Source organism: Flavobacterium phycosphaerae (assembly GCF_010119235.1).
Lineage (GTDB): Bacteria > Bacteroidota > Bacteroidia > Flavobacteriales > Flavobacteriaceae > Flavobacterium > Flavobacterium phycosphaerae.
On the sequence record NZ_JAAATZ010000001.1, the window covers coordinates 3242307 to 3267251 of the forward strand.

A 24945-nucleotide genomic window follows, 5' to 3' on the forward strand; every position below is an offset into this window, starting at 1 on the left:
TTGTCTCTTTTAATAGATATTATCTCCAATTTTTGCAACCATTTTTCATTTTTTAAAGAATCAATCCAATCATTAAAAGCAGTTTCATTAACAGTATTCCCTCTCAATAAAATGATTTTATAATCAAATTCAACCTTTTCGGTTTTTTTGATTTCTTTTTTAATGGGTACACTTCCAAATAAGAAAAATTGATGGCAGCCGGAATTGATTTTGACAATTCATAACAATAAAATGAGATAAACTTCTTCGAAGAAAAACCAGTTTCAGCAAGAATTTTAAGTTTTTTTTCCTTTTGAAGTTCTAAATCATTAATAACCATATATGACTTATTTGTAAAACTGTTTTCTAAATTTAAAGTTGCATTTTTATAAATGAAATATTGAGTTAAACCATAACTGGCAAGCAGTAAACAAAAAAAACCAACTAACATTACAACTCCCGATTTTTCAAAAACCTTTCTATAAATAACCTCCTCGTAATCTATCTGACCACTACTACTTTTTTGAATAGTATTTTGATTGATATAAAAATTAATGGCAGCCCCATATAATGGAAGATGGAAATTAGTAATCGAGGCCGTTCCAATAGCATAATTTTCAGTTTTGTTATCTTCAACAGTTTTTGAAATAGCATTTAAAGTGTTATTATTAAATTCAAGTACTGTTTCATTGGATAAGAGTTTACCTTTATCAAGTAAATCATTAACCAAAACTGCAGTTAAACCACCAATATAAAAATCAATAATCTGGATTTCATTTTTATGAAAAAGACCAATCAATTCGTCTAATACAGTAGCTCTGCAAAAACTCAAAAATTGACTGTCTTGAGTATTATAACTGGTATAATGTATTGATTTATAATCTAAATTTTTTAACCATTCAGTATCAGCCTCATTTTTTAAGTCAATCTTTTTATTCAATATTCCTTTGCCATCCAACAAAAGAATCGACGGATTTCCGGTATCCAGTTTAGCTTTTAAGCTTTCAATATCAGAAAAAACCAAATTTTCAACAATATCTAACTGCGACTTGTTTTTCTTTACTTTCAAAAGAAAATAAGAATCACCTTCACCAGTCCTAAAGACTCCGATTAGATTAAGGGCCTTAAAATTTACTATTTTATGAAATAAAAAATTCATTAATAAACAACTGTCGGTTTAATAAAAATATGAAGTTTCGAAGTACTTTTTGCCTTTTTTCTGCTACTGAAAAACCATTTAATTATAGGTATTCTTGATATCAAGGGAACACCTGAACCTGAATTCTCTCTTTCCAATTCATCTAATCCACCTAGCAATATCATTTCATTATTTTTAACTCTCACCAAAGATTCAAATTTTTGTGTGGCCTTACCCGGCGGTGCTGTAGCCCCTGCTCTGGCTAGGAAAGAACTTTTTTCAACAACTATATTAAGAGTAACATTTTCGTCAGTAGAAACAAATGGTTTTATAGATAGACTTAAATTAGCATCAGTAGATTTCCAAGATCCTGACTGCAAAATATTATTATTTATCCCACTATTAATTAACTGATTAGTTTGCTCAAAATAGTAACTAGTTTCCCCAATTGCTAATTTGGCCTCGTGACCACTAATCGTGGCTATTTTCGGAGTTGACTCAATTTTAATAATAGAATTATTCTCAAGTGCTTGTAGATTCAAATAGAAAGCTTCAGTTACTTTTCCCAATTTAATTAATCCGAGTCCATTAAATGCATCTATCAAATTGTTCACTGAACCACCATTTAGATTAACATCAGTTGTAGGGAATAGAACTCCGCTGGTTTGTTTAATATTGCTTTTATCAATACCAGCCTTAATACCGGTTTGAATATCATATGATTTATTATACTGTACGATAATAACTTCTATTTGAACTAAGGGAACTACTTTATCAATTTGTTTAATATAGACACGCAATTCATCAATCAAAGACTTGGCACCAGAAACAACTAAACCATTCAATTCAACAAATTCCTTAATTTCCAATTTTTCAGTAAAAACTCTTGGCAATGAAGTCAAAACAGATTCAATAGAACGATTTTCAAGCTGAATGATTTCTGTTGCCCTTAGCCCTTCTGTTACCTGTTCCCCTATTAAGTAATAGTCATTCTGCTTTTTGAATGCATATTTTTTGCCTTTAAAAATATTTGCCAATAAATCATCGAAAGTTAGATTATCAACTTGCAATGATGTCTTTTCATTTTCAGGCTTATTATAGAAAAAATAATTGATTTTTAATTTTTCTGCAGCCTCTTCAATTAAATCGGTGGCATCAGCAACATTGGCTTTAACATCTAAAAATCCATTCTTATTAACATCCACCTGAAAAAATCCGGGAGCATCAGCGGCTAATTTTTGAGGTTTATTTTTAACGGTATTGTTTTTTTCCGTGGCAGTTGAAACTGAGTTCTGACTACTCCTTTCTAAAAGATAAAACCCATTATCGTCTTTAGTAGCAGTAAGACTATTTGATTTAGCCATCATCTCGATAACCTGATCAAAGGGACGGTTTAGAATGTAGGAGGATACTTTTTGAGTTTTAATGTCAGGGGCCATAATGATATTTTTCCCCGACTTGTCAATTATAGCCTGAACTACATTAGGCAAAGAATCATTCTCAAGTTTAACGGAAAGAAAATCATTTAAATTGTTATAGGTGACATCAATTATTTTGAGCTCTTTTTTAGGAATGACTTTAATCTCCATTCTCTTTTTGAAGATGATAATATTATTAACAAAATCAACATCAAGATCATATTTCTGAACCAAAAAAGTAAAAACATCCTTTACGGTTACATCGAAAAAATTATTAACAACAGGTTGATTTAAATCTGTATCAACACTAACGTTCAACTGATGTTCTTGAGCTATCGAGTTGATAAAATCATATAATGTTAAACCGGAAACATCTGTTTTCATTACATCATTCAGTCCTTTTTTAATCTTCGAAAAATCTTCGAACTTCTTATTAATCTCCGTATAATCTTGTTGACCAAACGAAAGGTTAATAACAAAAAATCCAATAACAGTATATATAATTTTGTTTATCATTATCAAGCATTGATTAAAATTGAATAAATTTCCTCCAGTGCAGTTTCACCGCTTGAAAGTATATCAAAAGCCCTATCTGGTAGAGACTTATGATTAGCCTTATCACTGAATATAGTATTTACTTCATTATTTTTTATGTGGTTTGCTGTTTTAAAATCTACGTTTAATATCTCGTATATTGCTTTTCTACCACTATAACCGGTATGATAACATTTATTACATCCAATAGCTTTATACAATTTATCAATTTTGTAAGGTATTTGAAAACTACTGGGAAAGTCTTCTGCAGTAAAGTCAATGGGTAGTTTACAATGGGAACAAAGTTTTCTGATTAAGCGTTGTGCTACTGAAATATTTAACGTTTCAGCAATTAAATATGGTGGTATACCCATATCAATTAATCTGGCAACAGTTCCTACTGCCGAATTGGTATGTATGGTAGATAAAACCAAGTGACCGGTTAACGAAGCTCTTATTGCCATCATAGCGGTCTCAGAATCCCTGATTTCTCCAAGCATAATGATGTCTGGGTCTTGACGAAGAAAAGATCGTAAAGTTGAAGCAAATGTTAATCCAATGTCTTCTTTAAGCTGAACCTGATTTATTCCTTTAAGAGTATACTCTATTGGATCTTCAACAGTAACTATATTGCGGACTGTATCATTTAATAATTTCAAAGTAGCATACAGAGTGGTAGTTTTACCTGAACCGGTTGGACCACTAATTAAAATGATTCCATTAGGCTTTTTAATAGCTTCAAGATAATAGTGCAACTCATCACCATCCAAACCTAGTGTATTCAAATCAATATTAGAAGCATCATTGCCTAACAAACGCATCACAATCTTTTCTCCAAAGAGTGTCGGTAAAATAGAAACCCTTATATCATAGGAATCATTGGTAATCCTACCATCTTGAGGCAATCTTTTCTCAGTAATATTAAGCTTTGCTTTAATTTTTACTTTATTGACTAACTCTAAATAATTTTCTTTATCTATTTTATAGCGTTCAATAAGCTGACCGTCAATCCTAAATCTGATTCTGGCATCCAACTCATATATTTCAAAATGAATATCACTACTTTTTAGTGACTTTGCTTCGTAAAGCAAATTTTCTAAAAAATCTCCTTTATCTATATTTAAAGATTGTGAAGCATTACTACCTCTATCTTTTCTGTAATATAACGAGAGTGCTTTTTCGATTTCATTACTTTCAAAAGGTAAAAAAAATACATCTTTTCCCAAAAGCAACTCCAACTCTTCTATAGAATCTTTAGTGTTATAAGTAGTATCTACAAAAAAAGTTATGCTGTTCTCATCAGCATTTTTAGGCACAATCTTATAATGATTAGCTAAATCACTCGAAATAATATGTTGATTTTCGGGAGTAATATTGATTTCTTGCATGGTCTTATATTATGGTCATTTTAGTATAATTAAGCAAAAAATCTTTTAGTAAAAATAACAGTAATAGCAAAGCTGAAAACCCAGCTAAGGGGATTGTTTTTTCTTTCATTCCTTTTTGAAACAATAGGTACAATACAATCGAAAAAATCATGGAGAGTATAAAAAAAAGAATGTAATTAAAATTTAAAAACAAGGGAGTAATACTAATGAAAAATAACAAATCTCCTAAACCGAAATAATGGGAAAAGGGGTTTAATAGCTTTCTGTTTTTTAAGCTCATATACAATACTAAAACTGCTATTATTACTATAAAAAACAACATATTGGTTATATATATAGAACTCATCAATCCGGATTTTTTATTAAATAGGAAAACAGAAAACAAAAAAATCAATACAGGCAATACTACATGTATCTTCCTGAACTTCAAATCCTGAAATAGCACTATAATTAAGCTCAATAGCAATCCTGTAATAATAAAATCCAATCTACTCCTTTGTTACTTCCGTTAATATTTTCTTATTGTCAATTTCCCATGTATTAAAGGCACCATCACTATCTAAATCAGAAACAGAAGTGGCTCTGGCCAAAAAAGAATCGTTGGTAGCATCTATAACCTCCACTTTATAAACAGCTTGTCCTCCTTGATCCACAGTCAACTCTTGTTCAAAACCTAACTCCTCAAGATTATTGCTGTATTTTGAATACCGGTAAAAATGGCTTTTTTCCAGCCCGTAAACTTGATTCAGCATAGCCTGAGCTTCTATGGCTTTAGCCTGACTGATAACCGCAGTTTGATTGGGTAAAACCATTAAAAGAATAATTCCAATTATGCACAGTACAATTAATATTTCAGTCATAGAGTAGGCTTTAACCATAGTTCCTTTAATTTTTTTAACCATTTTAATTCCTGACTTTTTCATCTTCTATTATAATTTAAGGATAAAATTTATTGCTTATTTAGCATCTGAATTCGCAATTCAGTGTTATTAATAATTTGACTTCTAATTAAAGGTTTTTTTTTAATTATACAAGGTATTTCCTAAATTAATACTATTCCTTTAATTTTTGATAATCTTACTTAAATCGAACATTGGAGCATACATCGATATCATTATAACTCCGACTATAACTCCAATAAAGATAATAATCATTGGCTCCAAAATCACACCAATCATTTTAGTTTGATGATTTATTTCTTCGTTGTATTGTTCTGTTAGTCTTTCAAACATAACATCTAATTGATTTACTTGCTCTGCTACCTCAATCATTGAAACCATTTTATTTTCGTATACGCTGTGTTTTTTCAGACTGTCACTTAAAGAAATCCCCTTGGTTACATCACCTTTAATGCTTTCGATTGATTTTTCAATAGGATAAAAACCTATCATTTTTGAAGTTAATGATAAGGAGGTAATTAACGACGTTTTAGACGTAGTTAATAAATTCATAGATTGGCAAAACCGGGAAATATATATTTTCTTGATTAAATCACCAAAATAAGGTATCCTCAAAACAATTTTTGAGGTAATGTCCCTATAAGAATCTTTTTCTTTGAAGAGATAATGAAAAACAACTAATCCAGTTATTAATAAAAATAAAAACAGAAATAATGCTCCTGAATGATTTGATATTTTGATAATCATTTGAGTGCTTTTGGGTAGCTCGCTTCCAAATTGTTTAAAAACAGAACTGAACATTGGCACTACTTTATTCAACATAAAATAGAGTACGGAAATAGTAACCAACATTACTATACAAGGATAGGTTAAGACTGAGATGACTTGGCGGCGCATTTGAATTTTTCTATTGAAAAATTTCTGCAATTCATTTAATACTTCTTCTAATTTTCGAGTTTCTTCACCAATTTGAATGCTGTAATATTCATATGGTGAAAATTGATTGGTACTGATCATAGCTTCACAAATGCTTTTACCCAAAACCACTTTTTCTTTAATATCAATAATGATGCTTTGCTCAAGTTTAGATTTGGCCTGGTGGCTTAAGATTTCCAGTGCTTTTTTAAAATCAACTCCTGATTTTAATAACATCCCCAATTCTCGATAAAACACTTCTTTCTTCTTGTCCGATAACTTTTTAGTACCGGTTAAAGATTTTAATTCAAAGTTAAATTCTGTTTTATTTGCCGAGATATTCTTATAGTTACTTAAATCAATACTCATCCTATTTATAGTTTTTCATTAATTCATTAGAATATACTTTTTTAAAAAACTTCAGATTCATCAGCTGTTGATTGACATTCAATTCCAAAGAAAGACGCTGAAAAACGATGCGGTTATTTTTGTTTTTAACTGTATCTATGATAAAATGTGTCAATGGAATTCTAAAAGTGTCTTGAAAACCATCTTTACTTCTTATGGTGTATTCATCAACACGCAGGTATTTTACATTAGCTCCCGCATAAGTATTAAAGACAATATTCTCATCATCCCTTGACATTTTCTCACTGTCAAAGATATCCTTATTTAAAGCATAAGTTAATCGGTTCATATCGGCAACAAATTGATTTTGATTCTTAAAATCGAGCATTCTTTCGGATAATATGCTAAAAACAATAAAAACCAAACCAATCACTATAGCCGTAATGACCATGCTAAATGCTGCCTCTAATACAGAAAAGGCTCTCGCTGTTGCAGTCAATTTATTTTTCATTTTGTTGCTGAACAAAAAAATCATTCTTAATAAACACTCCGGAACTGTCTTTATAGTTAATACTGAATTCCTGCAAATTACTGTTAACCCATTCCTGATGGATAACTAAATTATCATTTGACATTTTTTCAATCGTATCGGGATTAACCTGAACCATATAATATATTTCTGCCAACCTGTTCCTAGAACCGTAAAATTTAGGAGAAGTTTTAGGAGTAAATACCGCTGCATAAACCAATACTGCCACATAAAGACATATAGCAATAATGCATAAAGCAATTACTGATTCCAAAATAGAATTAGCCGATAGTCTACAATACTTTCTTAAATATGCCATACGGTTCATTCTTGTTTTTAAATAGTGGTATGGAGATAAAATAGTTAGGTCTTTTTGTAACATCTATTTCTCCATTTATAATGCAGTTCTCATAATTTCCCGAGGAAGTTCGGCTAAAAATTTTATTAGTATATACCGAACCGTAAACACTACCGTATACCATCAATTTTCCGGTACAGTAAACATCACCTACTATTTTTGTATCTTCTTTTAGTACTATACTGTTATCATCAATATTATTCAATCGTGTACCAAATAACACCACAGCGCCATAAATAGAACAGTTTTTATTAATCGTCATCTCACTCTTTTCATTGGAAGTATTATAAATAGCCATTACCGATGGATAATTAAGTATAACGTCATCTTCTATCACAATCTTTTTAGTGGCAATAGCCTGAATATTCCCCTTGAAACCTTTGCTTATTTTAATTATTGGAGCCTTTATAATTACATCTTCTAATACATCATTAGCACTAATGGTAATTGAATCTTTAGCATATAAAATAAAATTCCCTTTAATAATTACATTTTCAAGTAGCGGTGAGTTCAACTCCACCTCAATAGTCTTACTTAAAAAGGAATTAAAATAAATAGAGTCCCTACTCTTTTCTATATCTTTTAAAAAAAAGCCTGCCGATTTTTTTTCTTCAAATACTTTTTTAAAATCAGGACTTATCTCCGGTAAAACACTGGTGGACAAACCTATCCTTCCTATGGACTTCAAATTGCTCTGAGCACTAGTAATGTATTTTTCATCAATAAATTTACTAGGCAATAGTTTATCTCCAATTAAAGTTACATTACCAGAATAAGACAAATCATTAGAAAAATTGCTCAAATATAAGGCTGTTGTATTGGTGGCATAATGCCCTACAAAATGAGCAGATGCAATGGTGTCATTTTTTAAAATGCTGCTTACAACAATTACATTAAGCAACCCATGTGATTTCATCTGGTAGTTGGAGACAATTCCGTTCTCTTTGTTAACCATTGTATTTTCTTCATCTCCTTGGGTAAGTGCATAGTTCAAAATTGATTCATTTTGAACATACATATCCTCTCTAGTGTTATAGAAGGTATTGAGCATTGTATATAAACTAGAAAAATACAATAAGGCTCCGCATAATATTGAAACCAGTAAACAAACATAAACAGCATAGAGTAAACTATTTGCCTTTACCATTTGACTTCTCCTTTTTAGAAAATAATCTCTTAAAGAAATTATCTTTTTTAGCTTTAGGCTCCGGATTATTATTTGAGGAATTCATTTTATTATTTCCTCTTGTATCGTTTTCTTTATTGGAAGTAGCTTTAGTTTTGTCGGCTTTTCGTTTTTCTTTCTCTAATTGCTTATCCTTTTTCTTTTCATCGCGCTTTATTTTTCTTTTAGCCTTATTTTCTTTTATTTTAGCTTCTCTGGCCAAATCCACTTGACTTGGTATTACTTTCTCGCCGTTATTAAAAGTAACGGTGTCTTTTGAAATAAAATTTATCCACACTCCCTGCTTTTTACCTCTACTGTAACGTCCTTTTTCGATCAATTCTCCTCTATCACTATAATGAAAATTCATTCCCTTTCTTCGACCATCATTCCAATACTGACTAGTAGCTAAGAATCCATTTGTATGCCAAGTTTTCCATAGACCAACTTTTAGCCCATTTTTGAATGTGCCTGATTCTGCTAACTGATTATTTAAATAAAATTTATCAAAAGTTTCATCAAGCAGTTCCCCAGCAATACCATTTTCTGAATTGTGAATAGCGCCGCCCTTAAACCAATAATAGACCCTGTCTGACATCACATCAGGCTTATTATCAGTTACATAAAACTCATATTTAAAATTACTATCCGTAATTCTTTTTTTAAGCCTAGGCTCTTGAAAAGAAAAAAATGATAAAACAACAACAGTCCCTATAACCAAATTTACAACTGAATCTCTCAAAATTCTATTATTTTAAAACTTATGCAATATAAGACTTTTAGGAAAAAAATAAAAATAAAGAAACGGGGCAATAAAATAATATTTACCTTTGAAAATAATACGATTTCTGTCCAAATAGCAACATAATTTGCTATTTTTAAAAGCGTCAAGTTCATTGTATTTATTGATAGTACAGCGAAAAAGATTACCCTCCTTTTGGAAGTCTAGTTCCTAAACGCCACGGTGGCATTGATGACTATCGTTATGGGTTTAATGGTAAGGAAAAAGATGATGAATTAAAAGGTGAAGGAGTTCAATATGATTATGGATTTAGAATATATGATGCGAGGTTAGGTAAATTTTTATCTACTGACCCACTATTTAAAGGTTATCCATGGTACACACCTTATCAATTTGCGGGTAATACACCAATTCAAGCAATTGACTTAGATGGCCTTGAAGAGCGAATAATGATTCGCGAAATGTATGCTGGGGTAGTATTAAGAAGATATGTAATATTTGTTCCTACCTCTGAAAGGATAAAAGAAGGAGTAGACGATAAAACAGTAGCTATTTTTAAATATGAAACTAGCACACCAGAAGGTAAAAATGAGTTCAATGCGGCTCGTGCTAACCTTACTAGTCTTGAAGGGAGAAAACGATTAATGAGAGTATTCCAAAATAATTATCAAAAAATTAAAAAATTTGATCAAATGCCTGCGGATGATTCTCAAGCTTTAAATTCAGCAATGGCTAAAGGAATGGCCGACAAAAAGGTTTCAAATAAATATGTTACTAACATAGCTATTCAACCTTTTGTTGTTCAATTTAAAACTGACTGTAGTATTATTGACTCATTTACACCAATAGAAAAGGAACAGCTCGAAAAAGCTGCAACTATTTCAAAAGGAACCGGAGCGACACTTAATATAGTAGGTGTTTCAAGTGGAGTGCCAAGCAGATATACAGGTAGAAGTTCTGATGGAAGCATAGTTAAAGGTGAGCTAAATGTAGATAATAATAATATTCTTTCTAATGATCGAGCAAATTTTATCAAACAAGTGTTAATAAAAGATTATGGGGTTGATGAAAGTAAGATAACAATTGGAGTTCCTGAAGTTGAAAAAAAATCTGAAAATGATACTGAAAATAAAAATAATCAAAGAGCTGAAATTAGAATTATTTTATCGGATGATTCATTCAAAACAAATTAATTGTTTTTACATTCTATTATTAATTTCAAATAATTTAATTTCTCAAAAATGGAACATTTGTATTTATGATAATGATTTACAATTCAAAGGGCATTATTCGAAGCCATTGGATTCAATTTCTTATTCCGATAATAATTTTTTTAATTTTGATGAAAAATTATATTTTTCGAATTTTGAAGGATGTTACATTAGATTTTTTCCGAGTTATCCGGATGATGATATAGATAAGAAGATTGATTCATTATTTTTTAAAAGAGATTTATCGAATCAATTTGAACTTAATGTAGCATCAAGTAAATATTCATACAAACAATTTGAGGAATTTTATTTAATAGGCGAGCCATTTCCTGAATTAAGTTTAAATTCAGGCTTTTCATCTGAAATTATTATACCAGATGGGAGATGGATTAAACTAGATAGGTATAAAAATAAAGTCTATGATTTTGAAATTAACGATTTTAAATTAAATGGCTTTATCTATCTTTATTATCCTCTTTCAAACAAGGTAAAAAGGATTAGCCACTACACTAAGGGTTTTTTTTCGAAAATCAACATTAACCTTTTTAAAAATGGTGAGGTAAGGTATATTGATTATGAAAATTTTGATTCGGATAAAACTCAACCATTATATATTCTTAATGACTCAAATGGTTTAAAAAGACATATTATTTACCCTAAACAGTTTGATATTATATATGAGAAAGGTAAAATAATAAAATACTATACGATAGACAATGATTTTTTTAACGGAAAATACTTTATAAAAAATGAAAATGGAAGTATAATTGAAGAAGGAAAGTATAGGCATGGCAGGCGGAAAGGAATAATCAGATATTATAACGATAACGGGGAGCTAGATAAAATTGAGTATTATTTGTTGGGAATTAAACTATGGAGTAAAAAAAATTGATTGACCATCAGAAACTTTATATCAAAGTGTAATTGTTTGTGTTAATTTCAAAGCCATCACTTCGAATGATTTCAATACATTTAGGGAAAATTATATAGAAAAGTACTAAGAAAAAGTTGTCGATTATTTTTCATCTTTGCTTGTTAAAAACACTCACAACTATAAATGCTGGAAATCTGAGGGGACTTATAGTACAAAATTTTTAGCTTAAACTACTCGATAATCATTTACATATAATTATTACTTACAGTAATCTAATATCTCTCCAGCTTACTATGCACTTTTTCTATCTCCTTATCAATATATACTTGGGCATAGTGAACATAGCGATTAAAGGAACTGCTGGCATGACTATGCCCACTAATTTTACGTACTAAGTGTTCAGGCATACCAAGAATTAGTAGTGTAGTAATGGCGGTTCTTCGCATCATATGCGAACTCATTTTATCACAAAAACGGTCCTTGCTTTCTTTGCTACTTGCTATTCGTTTGGTTATCCCTTGTTTCTCACGGGATATTTCTATTGGAGCTGTAAACTCGGCTAATTCACCTATACGCTTTAGGCTTTTGTTAAAATTGAAAAGTGTTATTGGTGCAAAAAGTGCCGTCTTACTATTTTTGGACTGGTATTTTTGAAAAATTAAAATAGCATAGTTAGCCAGTTTGATTGAACTACTCGTTTTGGTTTTTTTTGATTTTAATTTTAAATACCAATCATCGCCTGATTGCTCAAAATTTTTATTGGTGAGTAAAAAAATATCTGAATAACGTAAACCCGTGGTACATCCAAAAACAAATATATCTTTCACTCTTTTTAGGCTTGGTGTTAATTTGGTTTCAAATTCCTTATCGTGAATTAGAAATTTTAATTGCTCGGGAGATAATACTAGGATGTCAATTTCTTCTTTCCTGACATAAAATTGTTTATGAAAGTCACCGGCATAAATATCTTTCTCCAGTTTTAAGTAATTAAAAAATACCCGTATCACTTTGATAGTTGCCCCAACGTAGTTGTCAAAACACCCCTTTTTATATAGAAAGTCCGTAAAGTTCTTGTAAAATTTTTTCCAATAATTTTTTTCAGAAAGCAATTCTTTCTTTGTGAGTTTTAAGATATCGCAAACTCTGAGTTCTGTGTTGGTTTCTTCTGAAAATAATATGAGATTTTTAAGTACATATATATAATTATCTATGGAGCTTTTGGCTATGCGTTCCCCATTCTTTTTTAATCGTTTGCCCGATTCGGATTCTTTAATAAACTGTTTGAATAAAGGAATTAATGGCTTGGGGGTTTTCATTTTTCATTTTTTATAATAGAATAAAAAAACAAAGAAAAACTATTCTTAACGAATAGTCTTTCTTGTAGGTCTATTTTTAAGTGATGTAAACACCTTTTTAAAACGTTAAATCATATATAATCAGAATAAATATTAAAAATAGATTAATATAAAATAATGTTAAGTATAGCACATAATATTTTTTACATTTTAAAATAGATTTTTTGTCCTCAACATTAATCACATTTTGTAAACCTGAATTTAAAATTTTTAAAGAAACTCTCTTGTAAGTGATAATTAAACCTTTTCTGTTTAAATCCAAGTATAAAAGATTAACAAAAAAATTTATTCCTATTGAAATGATAAAGATTATAACTATAATAGATACATATATTTTCATGTTCAATTTTTAATTAAGTTATTACGACTTTTTCTTTTCTGTCTTTTTCTTTTCAGGTTTTTTAGCTTCAGGTTTTTTTGCCTCAGCTTTTTTATTTTCAGTTTTTTTAGTCTCCGTCTTTTTCTTTTCGGCTTTATTAGTTTCCACTTTTTTAGTTTCTTTTTTATCCGGAGTATTTGAGTTAGATTTTTCTTGTTCAACTTGCATAGTGTAGTAATTTTTAGCAGCGTCAATTGCTTTCTTTAAATCTTTAACAGGAATACCTGCTTCTTCTGCCCAATCTTCAATTGTATCACCTAGTTCTTCCCAAGTAACAGTTCCGATTAGAAAAGAATAGCCAACGGTAGCATGAAACTCAATACCGGCACCACCTCCTACTTTTGGAATAGCACCTCCAGCTCCCATTTTAGTATCATTGACATGCCCGTTTTTGTCTTGTTGTAATGAAATTTCTAAATCACCACCGTTGCCCATTGCTGATCCTCCCAAACTAACTCCCCAGCCTCCTAATTGTTCTGAGTTTGTAACATTAGGAAATAAACTAACAGACAATCCCGCGCCAATTGATACCCCCGCACCAACTCCACCTTCAGGAGTTACGAATAACGAAATTCCATTAGGAGCTACAACAACAGAAACACCAATAGCCACTGATACGATGAGAAATGTTGCTCTTCCACTTATTGTAACTTTAGCGGCTTCTAAACCTTCTAGCTCAACCCGATCAATAACCCTATTTTCACTAAATGCATAGGGACTATTCCAAGGATATTTTGCAGTTAAAGGATCAATCGCAAAAAACCTCCCTATTCTCGGGTCATGCATTCTAAAATCATAATTCAAAGAATTTCCTTCTCCCTTAATCTCATCATCTTTCTCCTGTCCTTGGAACCCATAACGATAGTCATCAATGCCACCGTGGCGTTTAGGAACTAGACTTCCAAAAGGATAGTAATCATTGTAGGCAATAACATCAGCATTAAAGAATGGTATACTCGCATATGGCTTGTAAGGTATCTTCTTATCATTAATAACAACTAGTACATTTCCTAAATGGTTTTTAAGCTCATATCTTTTGTCTCCAACAAGGTTTTTATAATTTTTATAGGAGAATGGTCCGGTTGGATCAAAAATAGCATGATTATAATCCAAATAATTAGGAATACCATTACCATCTGTATCCATCGTGTATTCGGCTCCTGGGATAGGATAGTTAACATATCCCGGACCTCCTTCGATGATTTCCCATGTTTGATAGCCATCTCCATCATCATCTACATCCAAATAATTCGGGATACCATCAATAGCCACATATTGGTTTCCTGATGAATTAGTAATATCAGTATTTACGGCGTCAGCAGGATTACCATCACCATTTGGATCTGAATATTCATTAATGGTTAAAATACCATCACCATCATCATCTGTATCCAAATAGTTAGGGAGACTATCTATTATACCACTATTGGTATTTAGTGTTGGATAACTATCGGTATTTATAGCATCATAAGGAATATGATTTCCGTCAGGATCAGCACTTTCATAAAAAGTATATAAACCATCATTATCATCGTCATTATCTAGATAATTAGGATTACCATCAGTATCAGTATCCGTTGACAAAATACCTCCATCCGGTGCCGGACCTTCATATAAAGTGAATAAACCATCACCATCATCATCAGAATCAAGATAATTTGGAATACCATCAGGATTTGTTGCTGAAGCTGCATCGGTATTCAGTACTGTACCTGTATTAGGATTATGATCGCCGTCATTATTAGCTCCTTCATAAATGGTATTAATTCCATCACCGTCATCATCAGCATCCAAATGGTTAGGGCAACCGTCCCCATCTGTATCTATTTCAGCATAAGTTACTGAGGTAGGCGAGTCAAATACAACTTCATATATATCATAAAGTCCGTCTTCATCTTGATCTAACAAGCATGGACCATATTGTCTTACTGCTCCATTTTGGTTCATTATTGCATTTGAGGATGGGCTTCCAGTTGGGGATAATGGATTCGCATTATCATCAAAATTATAATTATCAACAATCAGATTATTAAAGTTATAATTAAAATAACAAACATCAAAATCATACATGGTACTGAAATTCCCTATTCTATTACTGCCTGTTGGTATAGTTATAGCTCCAACAGTGGGAGTATTGGATGGAACCCAATTTGAAGTCAAACTTTGATTTTGAGCTCCATTAATTTTAAGTACCCCAGATGTTGAAGAGAAGTTAGTAGTAAAGTCAAGTTCAAAATTACTCGGCACGTTAGCAACTGCAGTAGCTTCATAGGAGTTAAGTATAGTATTAGTTGGATCAATGCTGTTAATTATTCTTGAATATTTATTGATGGTAACTCTTGGTTTATAAGAATCCGCGGCATTTTTTCTAACCGAAAGTTTTACTTCTGTAGTAACATCATAAATTGGTTCAGGGACTACTTTTAGGTTTAATATAGATGTATTAGTATTTGCAAAATCAACTCTCAAAGTAGCAGAGTAAGCATTAAATCTCGTGTTAGTTGCACTATCATTTACTAGTACATCAACATTTGCGGCATTATTAGGAATAGTAAACTCGACTCCTCTGTAGGCTTTTCTTATTCTTACGGTAGGCTGATAACTTGAATTAAAACTAGTCAACGGAATAGAAGTGACAAATGAACTTACTCCTCCAACCATTTTGTTAAATACAAGATCACCAGCAGCTATAATAGTCCTAATTCCATAATAGACACCATTGGCAACAAAACCAACCGTTACTCCATTATATTTATTAATATCTCCTGTTATCGTATATTCAACCGATCCTGATTGATTCAGAGCAAAAATAGTATTAGATGGCGCCATTGAAGTAGAAGGGCACCCCGTTGGCCTTTGAACAGAAGTAGTATCCCCATTCTGTACTAGAGTAAAACAAGATGGAATTGGAGAAAGTGTACTAATATTAATTCCATTTACAGGAGCAGTAGCATTAAAAATTAATTTCGATAAATCAGTATAAATGGAACTTACTGGTATTGATAAATTGTTATTAATCGTAACACTAGTATTTAATGAAATGTTAGTTGGTAGTGGATTGGTAATCATGGCCGCATTAAAATTCCATGTAGCTGATTTATTTAACCCAAAGTTTAATGAATAATCTCTAACTACAGGGTCTCCAATACAAGATGACATTCTTGACATGCTATTTTCAGATGGTAATGGTGGAACCTGAATTTCGCACTTTTCTGCAACCGCATTTTCTCTATCATTTACCAAAGTAGATTTTCCATAATCTTTAATAGGCCCCTCATATAAAGGTACACTACTATACACTACGGTATTTTTTTCTTCTAGCCCTACTCGGCTACTACCATAAATATCGTGTTCTTTTAAAAATAAATTTAATCTACCTCGCTTATTTTTTAAATCATATACCCCAAGCACATTACCTTGAGCATCTCTACAATAGTATGTTGTATTACCGGATTCAGAAAAATTTTGATGTATAGATTTAGCTATTCTATTACCAAGACCATCATATTCAAAATCAACATAAGTATAAGAATCTCCTGAACCTTTTATAATCCCTTTAACCTTCCCATCAACTCTCCATTTTATGGTTAGCTGTTCTGATTTATCTTGGATTAACTGACCTATTTGATCATAAATATAATTTCCTGTATTATTATCATCAGGGTTATAAACATAGTCCGGATATATTAATTGGATTTGATGAATTTGATCTTCTAGGTCATTTTCAAATTCTGATTCATTAGCCGGAGAAGATTCATCATGAACCATAGTTAATTTATTATTGTTCGATTGATAATCATATTTTAAATCATCCATTACATCAATGGAACCATCATTATTTAATGCTTTCCTAAGAAGTGTTTTAATATTCCCATTCCTATCATAAGTATAATTGGATAAATAGCTATCCGTAAAACCACCTGAACCATTTTCTTTAGGTTTTATAGCATTAGAGGTCAATGAAACTATTCTATTAAGCTGATCATACGTATAATTATTTTTTTGAACTGAAAGAACCTCTTCTTCATTAATTCTAACACCAGTAGTCATTTGTTTAATATTACCATTAAATAAATTCCTGTTATTTCCTGGAATTGAATTGTCTCTACTAAACATTAAGGGAGCGTAACCAGCATCACCATTATCTCCTTCAATAGCTCTATAATCCGTAAATTGATCATTATCAAAATAACTTAGAGAATAACCGTAAGCATCTTTTGTTTTAGTTTCTCCCGACATATTGCCATCATTCCCCATATCATTATTAGGTGACATTATATTTTCTCCATTAACCGATTTTATCCAACCTTGTAAGGTATAACTATAGTCTTGTCCTTGGACTTTCTTATCCCCTATTTGGGTTCTTCCCAGTGGGCCGTGTGGATAGTATTTATACGCCGCATCTTCTTCCCAAACAACTCCATCAGGTGAGGTTTCAACATTGAGTAACCTATTATCCGCATCATAATTATATTTATGGATAAATTGGTCTATTTTATTTGGTTGAAAAGTCACCTTATTAACATTTCCACTGATTAAATCATAATCATAAACTACTCTTTTAAGATGCTTTTCACAGTCGTTGAGTTGTCCTGTTTCCTCATTAATTACACCTGTAGGGCTACAAGGTAAATTCTTTAAAGAAGTAATATAAGTAAGCAATTCTTTGACATTACCATGAACATCATAATTGTAAAAAATTGCATTGGTAAATTTATCAAGAACATCTAGTTGATCATAGTAAAAAATTCCTGTAACCCTGTTTCTGTTGTTATGAGCCGGAATAAAATCAGGTGATGTATTGGTTACAAATAAACTTGAAGCAAATATGCTGGGCGATTCCACTAGAGGATCTTCTGTATAAACCGTAATAGTTACTTCTCTTCTAATATTTGTGGTTCCTGAAAAGTCATTCACTGCATTTCCTCCGAATATTAACCTTCCTTCATCACTTATATTATAATCTCCAGGCTTAACAAATACTTCGCCTGCTTCAATTATTCGCCCTAAAAAATCATAAACCGAATAGCTGTATTTTTCTCTTCCTGTTTCTACATCTACAATCCGTTGGTTATCATTTTGAGAGGCTATAATCCTGCCTAAAGCGTCATATGCAAATCTTGTCATGCCACCATCAGGTGTATTCTGCCATACTAATTGGTTTAGCGAATTGTACTTATACTCAGTTTTAAATCCATGAGCAGGGGTTAACAAAGGGTTTTCAATAGCATTAGGATGATTTCTGAAATTATTAATTGAAGCGTTTAAACTAACACCTAAATTAGATACTCCCTCAGGTGCTACAGTTTGAATTAAATTTCCGGCTTGATCATAATAATATAAAGTGTGTTGATACTCTTGATCTCCATATGTCATTTTGAAATTTTCAACAGCATATTTAATAGCTTGTTCAATGTACTGTCTAATAAATTCTTTACGCAAATATTGTATATAGGCATTATAAGAATCCAACTGATATGTTGCTGTTACATTAGCCATTAATTCTTTACAAGGATCTTGAAGAGTAATCGCTGGAGAATAGGCAGGCATTGGACCTGGTGGACATCCATGAGGGCCAGCCATATATATAGTATTTACATAATCATTCCAATATACTCTCTCGGGGTCATCTTGATTTTCTAAACAATAGACCAAATAGTTGTTTATAACCTGGTTTATTTGGTTATAACCATAATGCAAATCGGTTTCTCCAAACTGCGCTATAGTCAGAAAGTTTGGATCATCAGCAGACTGAACATTTAAAGTACTCATGTAATAAACATAAGAATCAACTACATATTGTAAACTCAAATCACAAAATGCTTGTTGGGGCATTACAGTAATGGTAGGCAAATTATGCTCAGCTAAATACTTCGTATACTTTGTGTATTTTTCTTCACAAGCTACTGGAGCTACCGTTTGTGGGATGCATTCACAAGCGGCTGTATAAGGCGCATTTACAGGTGGAGCATCGCCTCTATTTATAGTTATTGGTGATTGATTAATAACTGGGTCACCTTTAAATGAAACAACTCCTTCAGCAGAAGCACTATTCCTGTTGCTTAAAGGATCATAATCGTTGCTTATAAAATTACAGAAACGACTACCAATCCACTCTCCCTGAGTATTAAACTTAGTATAATTAGATATTAGTATGTGATTAAGAACATGAGTAATACCAACATGGTCAACATAGCTTACATTTCCAAAAAATGTATCTGTCATATCAATATAATTAATATGGTCTACATCGGGCAAATGCAATTGAATAGTAATATTCGAAGTATTTGATGTATCCCCATTATTAAAATATAACATAGCTCCTCCTGTGGTATTATAATATAAACCATAGTTTATAAAAGGACCAACTGGAAGATTGTAATTTGTATTCTGCCAAGCAACAAGGTAATCTCTTAATGCCTGAAAATGAGACTCTAAATTGCATTGCTGAATAAATGTAGAAATGACAGCATTACTTTGTATTGGACCATAAGCAGTATATTGTGTCTGATTATTATAAGTAGCTATGGAATGATTTCCTGGCAATATTAAAAAATTCAGAACATCTCTAAGTCTATTCTCATATGCAACTTCTTCTTCTTGAGTTATTGGACATGATGTGAGATGTGGATTACCCTCAGAATCACATACATCACCAATACCATCATTATCCGCATCAGCTTGATCGGCATTCTTAATTGTTGGACAATTATCACAATTATCAAAAATACCATCTCCATCAGTATCTACTGTACCACAATTTCCATTATTACCATCACAGATATCTCCAATACCATTCCCATTATAATCCCATTCGCCACATGGAGAACAACATAGCAAATACAATGGTTTTTTAGTCTCACCAGGACAATATTGCCCTTGACAATTCGTTAAAGTTCCTCCTACTGTAATTGTTCCGTTATCAACGTTAAAAATACTCGTTATATAATTTCCGGCTTCATTGGTTGAATTTTGAGGTTCATAAATATAATTATCAACGGATAATGAAATCAAATCTTGTGGTATTATACCATTATCAATAAAGCTTTCTGTCCAAAATTGCAAAGCAAGCATACTGGTAGAATTCTTAAATATTTGAAATAAATAATGATCTGTCTGTTGAGTTCCGGTCCATGTAACATTATCAGAAGCAGTTGAGCCAAACATAGTTCTTAAAAAACTACTCATATAAAATGGGTCACTCGTTAAATCATAAGCGCTATCAAATAAATGATTTGTCTGTAATAAATGATTATAAAGTGCTTTAAAAGCATCTTGAAATTGTATTTTTTTATCATTACAGGCTGTTACTACTGGCGTAATAACTTCACCTGTTCCTGACTGTCCCTCAAGATGACAAGCACCAATTTTAGCAATCGTTTTTCCAGTTAATATAACATCTCTAAAAGTCCCTGAACCTTGTTGTATCCTGGCAATAATCTGGAAACCATAAATCGGTGGATTAGCCGATAAGTTAGAGGTAAGTACATCATAATACAATTGGCTACAAGCAATAATATGCCAATCATTACTGCTATTACCCATTGAATAATTATTCCAGCTTAAATTAGCTGAAGCAGGAAGTGTCAATACCAGTTGTGATGCAGAAGCAACATAGCTTGGCACTATAGGGGCAAAAGTAAAGTTTAAATCCGAACCATTTATAGTAACTCCCATAGTTGGGGTTAAAGTAGTTGGCATAGGAGTCCCTGTAAGTTCATGAAATAAATTTGCTGTCAATCCCTGCCCTATTTGATTCCAGCCTACTAAACTGGAAGATGTTGTCAAATTAACATCTTCAAAAAGACCACTTATAAACAAGTTTAAATCATTTATCAATGGACAATTTCCCGTTTGTAAATAATATTGATAATTATTAAGAGCTAACAACTGATTTAAAGAACCACCTAAATTTCCAGAATCATACCCAAAATCAATTGGAATGAACTTCTTAATCTTAGCACCATATGCCGCAGCTTGTGGCAAAGAACATAAAGGTATAGTTGTGGTTGAAGTTGGATTATTTGCAGCTATATAAGTATTGATTTCTTCATAGGTATTATTTCCGTTATATGCAGTATAATTATTGATTACATTCGTAATATTATCTGAACCACCTGTCCCTATACATCCGTTGAAACAACCATTTGATTTGGCATAAGCATTAATAAAAACATGCTTGATTTTTTGTTTTAAAGAAATGTATAAATTTTTATACGTATTCCATATTCTATTTTTAATGATTTCTTGGGCATTAGGTGACAAGCTTGTAAAACTTGAACTCGTTAAACTGACATCATTGAAATTACATACCTGAATTGCGTTACATCTAGCCATAATAACCGCAGCTTGGAACATTTTGGCGTAATTTAATGGGTCAGTAGCTAATCCGTTTTGGTTTAATAAATAGGTTTCGTATTGACTATTTAAAGCTTCAAGCATTATACTTTGTCTCCAAGCAAGTAGATTAGGGGTCTCTCCATTTATAATTTGAAAATAAGGGTCACCGCTATATATATTTGGATTGCTCATCATTGGGCTTGCTAAATCAAATAAGCCTGCTTGGTAAGCCTTCTGATATGTATCTAAATAATTCAAATAACCATCATACTCATCTGAATTTAAAAACCTTGTAACAGAACCCGTCTCAGTGGTTACACCAGCATTAACTGAAAATTGTTTTACAACTGTTTTTTTTATTAATTGACATAAATTGTTAGAATATTCTAAATAACAGTACTCTGGATGGTATTTAACAAGGGACTTTGCCCAAGACTCCTTCCATTTGCCAATGAAATCATCAAGTAATAGTAAATCCTGAGGATAAACGTAACCACCCGTTTGAACAACGGCGGTAGAAACTATTTGAGGTGTATATCCACTAGGGTTGGTACTCGTCACACCTGTATATTCAACTTCAATTTGTGATAAACTTCCGTCTGTATCGGTATACATAGGCATTGGATGTCTCCAATTAAAATCGTTTCCTGGGTATTATTTACTTGTCCATTGTAAATAATTTGATTATCTTCATTAAAAACACTCAATAAAGTAGAACTTGCATTAGTACTATCACTATTTGCTGGATTATCGTTTATACTATTAACCATACCGGGTGTCATTCCATATTGACCACCTGGACTAACATCATTTTCTAATGATTTTTCATTTATTGAACAACTTGATGCAAAAGCACTTCCACAAATTTTATCACAAGTATTTCTCAATAAATTCCAATCATTAATCATACTAATCACTTGATGATCAACATCCGTTTGACTTATAAGTTGTCCAAAATTAATTGACTCATCTTCATTCTCATTCAAATTATAAACTTTTATACTACAATCAGATTCATTTTGAATAAATATGGTTGTATTAGTTTGAGGAACATTATAAATGTTTTTAATTTGTTTTAAAACATATTCACATTTACTCCCTATACTTTGTTCACATTCACTACAAGTAGTATTACAATCAATATTTAATTGAGGGCTAAAACCATCCGGGCTTATATAACATTCTTTTCCGATATCCTTATTAGTCAACATTTGCACATAATGATCCGCATAATTATTGAGAGTTTCTTTGTTGACTTTCAATTCTTTTACCAGTGAATAATTACCAGTATTTAGAAATAATGGTGAAGGAGTGAATCCTTGTGAATAATTAACTAAAGCACCAGTTCCTATACCATATGTTCCAATTACCATTGAATTGTGAGGGTGTAATAAATCATTATTACATTGATCTTTTAAACCAATCTGCAAATCATATACAAATGAATATTTCTGTGGGCACTTTTCTGGAATAAAAACATTCTTATTATAAATATTATATTTAAAAGTGTGGTCAATATTGTTGCCCGCTACACCTAATTGACTTGAAAGTGTTAAAATATCATTATAATTGAAAAAATTAGAGGATGTGCTTAGTTCATTATTATCTAATTCAGTATCTCCGTCATTTGCATCTGCTTTATTTAAAAGGTCTACAGTTATTTTTTTTAAACCCTCTTCTGATTCCTTTAACGGGATTAAACTTTCAGGGCTATTTCCTGCTAATGCTGTAGCTATAGTTCTACCCTGTGGATCAAGATAACTTACACTTACTTGACCATTTGGATCAACTGCAATATTCTTTTTATAATGAGATACATATCCTACTTGATAACCAAACAAACGGTTAAGCTCTTCCTGATGAGGAATAGAATAAAAATATTGCATTTCATGATTTGTAGACAATTGATGAGCTGGGCCAACGCCTCCTTTTCTGGATATTCTACCGGTGTTATCAGGAGTATATTCTATTTGACTAAATGGAAATTGGAAAGCATCAGGTATATAATTTCTAAAGGGGCTATCAAAAAAGTCATTGTTTTTTGAATAATATTTACTTGAACCACTATTGATATTCATTATACCGGCAGGCACTCCACATTCACCCTCTTTAGTATCCCAGTCAAAATCTAAATGGGAATATAACTCACCGTTAGAATTTTGATTTAAATTTTTAAAATAGCGAATGTAATCCTTTTTTATCGGCACTGGCAATACTTCTAAGGCAGCTCTCCCTTGTGTATCATATATAACTTCTCCGACTACTATATTTCCTTTATCAGTATTAACCTTGGTAACAGTCTGTCTGTTACGTAGAGATCCGTCAAAATAACTTACCACTTCCTTTTTCTTTCCATGCTCAGCATAGCTAGCCTGAAACTGCCAATTTTTTTGATTTTCGTGACCGTTAATAGAAATAAAACTATTCTCCCATGTTGAAATTTTTGTTTTATCATCCACTCCAGAACTCCAAGGTCCATAAAACACTTTGTCTACAGAATCACTATTATCTACAAATCGACCAACGCCCCTAACTCTATAAATAACATACCCTCTGGAATAAATCAGAGGAATTTGATAGTATGTTTTATCGGTTTGTACTCTTGTATTATTTAATTCAAAATCTCTTGAAGAAAAATCAATTAAATCAGCAGCTAAAACACTTCCGTCCTCAGCATAATTATCAACCCAAGTCCATTCTAATTCATATTGTAATGCACCTGTCAAACTTGGCCAATTAAAATTAAGGGCTAGAGGCATCCCATCAGAGTCGTAGGCAATTTGTGAGGTTATAGTGGGTTGTTGATTCGTTATTAAATAATATCTTTCAGTATTAAAACCCAACTCTATGGATACATTTTGATCTACTGTATCAGTTGTCGTGCCATTAGCAAGATTAGTTACTTGAACATTTTCTACTTTTAATCTGACACCATAACTGTTTACAAGTTCGTAAACTGACAAATCTGCAAAATTTGACGAATGGCCATATGGGTTATACTCAGCTGTCAACTCTTTTGAAAATGAATTTGCTGTATCATCATCCCCATTAGAAAGTAATGGAGTAATTAAAGCTGTCACGGTAACTTTAACCCATTGAAATGGTCCAATTTCATTGTCTATCTTTAATTTCGCATAAGCTTTTGGGACAATTGAAATATGATTAGGCATTGTATATTGAGGATCCCTTAAGTATCCTTCCATATGATTATTAATGTCAACATATGTCATTGTGACTTCAGGCGCAGTGTAGATATTTTTTTGACTAAAAACTGAAAAATTAGTACATAATAACAAAAAGACAAATACTATTTGCTTTTCTATTTTACTTGCAGAAAATAAAAAATAATTCATAAAAAAAGTCTTTTTTATAG

General features: G+C 31.6%; 14 protein-coding genes and 1 pseudogene. 3 read left to right on the forward strand and 12 right to left on the reverse strand.

What is annotated here, in order from left to right:
* Positions 1-103: 103 nt before the first annotated feature.
* From GUU89_RS14485 to GUU89_RS14525, 9 genes are all read right to left on the reverse strand, one after another.
* Complete coding sequence (locus tag GUU89_RS14485; protein WP_162128575.1) at positions 104-1138, reverse strand: hypothetical protein; 1035 nt, start codon at positions 1136-1138, stop codon at positions 104-106.
* Complete coding sequence (locus tag GUU89_RS14490) at positions 1138-3051, reverse strand: type II secretion system protein GspD (protein WP_162128576.1); 1914 nt, start codon at positions 3049-3051, stop codon at positions 1138-1140. The genes GUU89_RS14485 and GUU89_RS14490 overlap by 1 nt, the downstream gene beginning before the upstream one ends.
* A 2-nt stretch (positions 3052-3053) precedes the next feature.
* Positions 3054-4457 carry a GspE/PulE family protein gene (locus tag GUU89_RS14495; protein ID WP_162128577.1) on the reverse strand — a complete coding sequence of 468 codons (1404 nt, stop codon included), beginning with the start codon at positions 4455-4457 and terminating at the stop codon, positions 3054-3056.
* A gap of 488 nt (positions 4458-4945) precedes the next feature.
* Positions 4946-5380: a type IV pilin protein gene (locus GUU89_RS14500; protein ID WP_162126044.1), complete on the reverse strand. Its 435-nt coding sequence runs from the start codon at positions 5378-5380 to the stop codon at positions 4946-4948.
* Positions 5381-5518: 138 nt separating this feature from the next.
* The gene (locus GUU89_RS14505) at positions 5519-6640 is read right to left on the reverse strand and encodes a type II secretion system F family protein (RefSeq protein ID WP_162126045.1); all 1122 of its coding nucleotides are present in this window, start codon (positions 6638-6640) and stop codon (positions 5519-5521) included.
* A 1-nt stretch (position 6641) separates the two neighbouring features.
* Positions 6642-7130 carry a hypothetical protein gene (locus tag GUU89_RS14510; protein WP_162126046.1) on the reverse strand — a complete coding sequence of 163 codons (489 nt, stop codon included), beginning with the start codon at positions 7128-7130 and terminating at the stop codon, positions 6642-6644.
* A complete protein-coding gene (locus GUU89_RS14515) occupies positions 7120-7467 on the reverse strand; it encodes a hypothetical protein (protein WP_162126047.1) in 348 nt (115 codons plus the stop codon). Before GUU89_RS14515 ends, GUU89_RS14510 begins: the two co-directional genes overlap by 11 nt.
* Complete coding sequence (locus GUU89_RS14520) at positions 7442-8653, reverse strand: hypothetical protein (protein ID WP_162128578.1); 1212 nt, start codon at positions 8651-8653, stop codon at positions 7442-7444. Before GUU89_RS14520 ends, GUU89_RS14515 begins: the two co-directional genes overlap by 26 nt.
* Positions 8637-9413, reverse strand: a complete 777-nt coding sequence (locus GUU89_RS14525) for a toxin-antitoxin system YwqK family antitoxin (protein WP_162126050.1) — start codon at positions 9411-9413, stop codon at positions 8637-8639. Before GUU89_RS14525 ends, GUU89_RS14520 begins: the two co-directional genes overlap by 17 nt.
* Positions 9414-9610: 197 nt before the next feature.
* On the opposite strand from GUU89_RS14525, the pseudogene GUU89_RS15435 reads away from it, so the two are divergent.
* The 3 genes and pseudogenes from GUU89_RS15435 to GUU89_RS14535 form a co-directional block, all read left to right on the forward strand.
* Positions 9611-9838, forward strand: a pseudogene (locus GUU89_RS15435) (RHS repeat-associated core domain-containing protein); the annotation flags it as partial.
* Positions 9839-9862: 24 nt separating this feature from the next.
* The gene (locus GUU89_RS14530) at positions 9863-10606 is read left to right on the forward strand and encodes a hypothetical protein (protein WP_235922057.1); all 744 of its coding nucleotides are present in this window, start codon (positions 9863-9865) and stop codon (positions 10604-10606) included.
* The gene (locus tag GUU89_RS14535; protein ID WP_162126052.1) at positions 10530-11516 is read left to right on the forward strand and encodes a toxin-antitoxin system YwqK family antitoxin; all 987 of its coding nucleotides are present in this window, start codon (positions 10530-10532) and stop codon (positions 11514-11516) included. Before GUU89_RS14530 ends, GUU89_RS14535 begins: the two co-directional genes overlap by 77 nt.
* Positions 11517-11770: 254 nt before the next feature.
* Here GUU89_RS14535 and GUU89_RS14540 read toward each other — a convergent pair whose 3' ends face one another.
* From GUU89_RS14540 to GUU89_RS14550, 3 genes are all read right to left on the reverse strand, one after another.
* Positions 11771-12814 (reverse strand): tyrosine-type recombinase/integrase, encoded by a 1044-nt coding sequence (locus GUU89_RS14540; protein WP_162126051.1) that lies wholly within the window; start codon positions 12812-12814, stop codon positions 11771-11773.
* 400 nt (positions 12815-13214) lie between these two features.
* Positions 13215-22187 (reverse strand): RHS repeat-associated core domain-containing protein, encoded by an 8973-nt coding sequence (locus GUU89_RS14545; protein ID WP_162128579.1) that lies wholly within the window; start codon positions 22185-22187, stop codon positions 13215-13217.
* Positions 22130-24925, reverse strand: coding sequence for a DUF6443 domain-containing protein (locus GUU89_RS14550; protein ID WP_162128580.1), 2796 nt, complete (start codon positions 24923-24925; stop codon positions 22130-22132). Before GUU89_RS14550 ends, GUU89_RS14545 begins: the two co-directional genes overlap by 58 nt.
* Between the last annotated feature and the right edge of the window lie 20 nt (positions 24926-24945).

Bases quoted from the DNA above. Each gene is read 5' to 3' on its own strand.
- GUU89_RS14485 (WP_162128575.1), bottom strand. From the start codon at position 1,138: ATGAATTTTTTATTTCATAAAATAGTAAATTTTAAGGCCCTTAATCTA.
- GUU89_RS14490 (WP_162128576.1), bottom strand. From the start codon at position 3,051: ATGATAAACAAAATTATATATACTGTTATTGGATTTTTTGTTATTAAC.
- GUU89_RS14495 (WP_162128577.1), bottom strand. From the start codon at position 4,457: ATGCAAGAAATCAATATTACTCCCGAAAATCAACATATTATTTCGAGT.
- GUU89_RS14500 (WP_162126044.1), bottom strand. From the start codon at position 5,380: ATGAAAAAGTCAGGAATTAAAATGGTTAAAAAAATTAAAGGAACTATG.
- GUU89_RS14505 (WP_162126045.1), bottom strand. From the start codon at position 6,640: ATGAGTATTGATTTAAGTAACTATAAGAATATCTCGGCAAATAAAACA.
- GUU89_RS14510 (WP_162126046.1), bottom strand. From the start codon at position 7,130: ATGAAAAATAAATTGACTGCAACAGCGAGAGCCTTTTCTGTATTAGAG.
- GUU89_RS14515 (WP_162126047.1), bottom strand. From the start codon at position 7,467: ATGGCATATTTAAGAAAGTATTGTAGACTATCGGCTAATTCTATTTTG.
- GUU89_RS14520 (WP_162128578.1), bottom strand. From the start codon at position 8,653: ATGGTAAAGGCAAATAGTTTACTCTATGCTGTTTATGTTTGTTTACTG.
- GUU89_RS14530 (WP_235922057.1), top strand. From the start codon at position 9,863: ATGATTCGCGAAATGTATGCTGGGGTAGTATTAAGAAGATATGTAATA.
- GUU89_RS14535 (WP_162126052.1), top strand. From the start codon at position 10,530: ATGATACTGAAAATAAAAATAATCAAAGAGCTGAAATTAGAATTATTT.
- GUU89_RS14540 (WP_162126051.1), bottom strand. From the start codon at position 12,814: ATGAAAACCCCCAAGCCATTAATTCCTTTATTCAAACAGTTTATTAAA.
- GUU89_RS14545 (WP_162128579.1), bottom strand. From the start codon at position 22,187: ATGTATACCGATACAGACGGAAGTTTATCACAAATTGAAGTTGAATAT.
- GUU89_RS14550 (WP_162128580.1), bottom strand. From the start codon at position 24,925: ATGAATTATTTTTTATTTTCTGCAAGTAAAATAGAAAAGCAAATAGTA.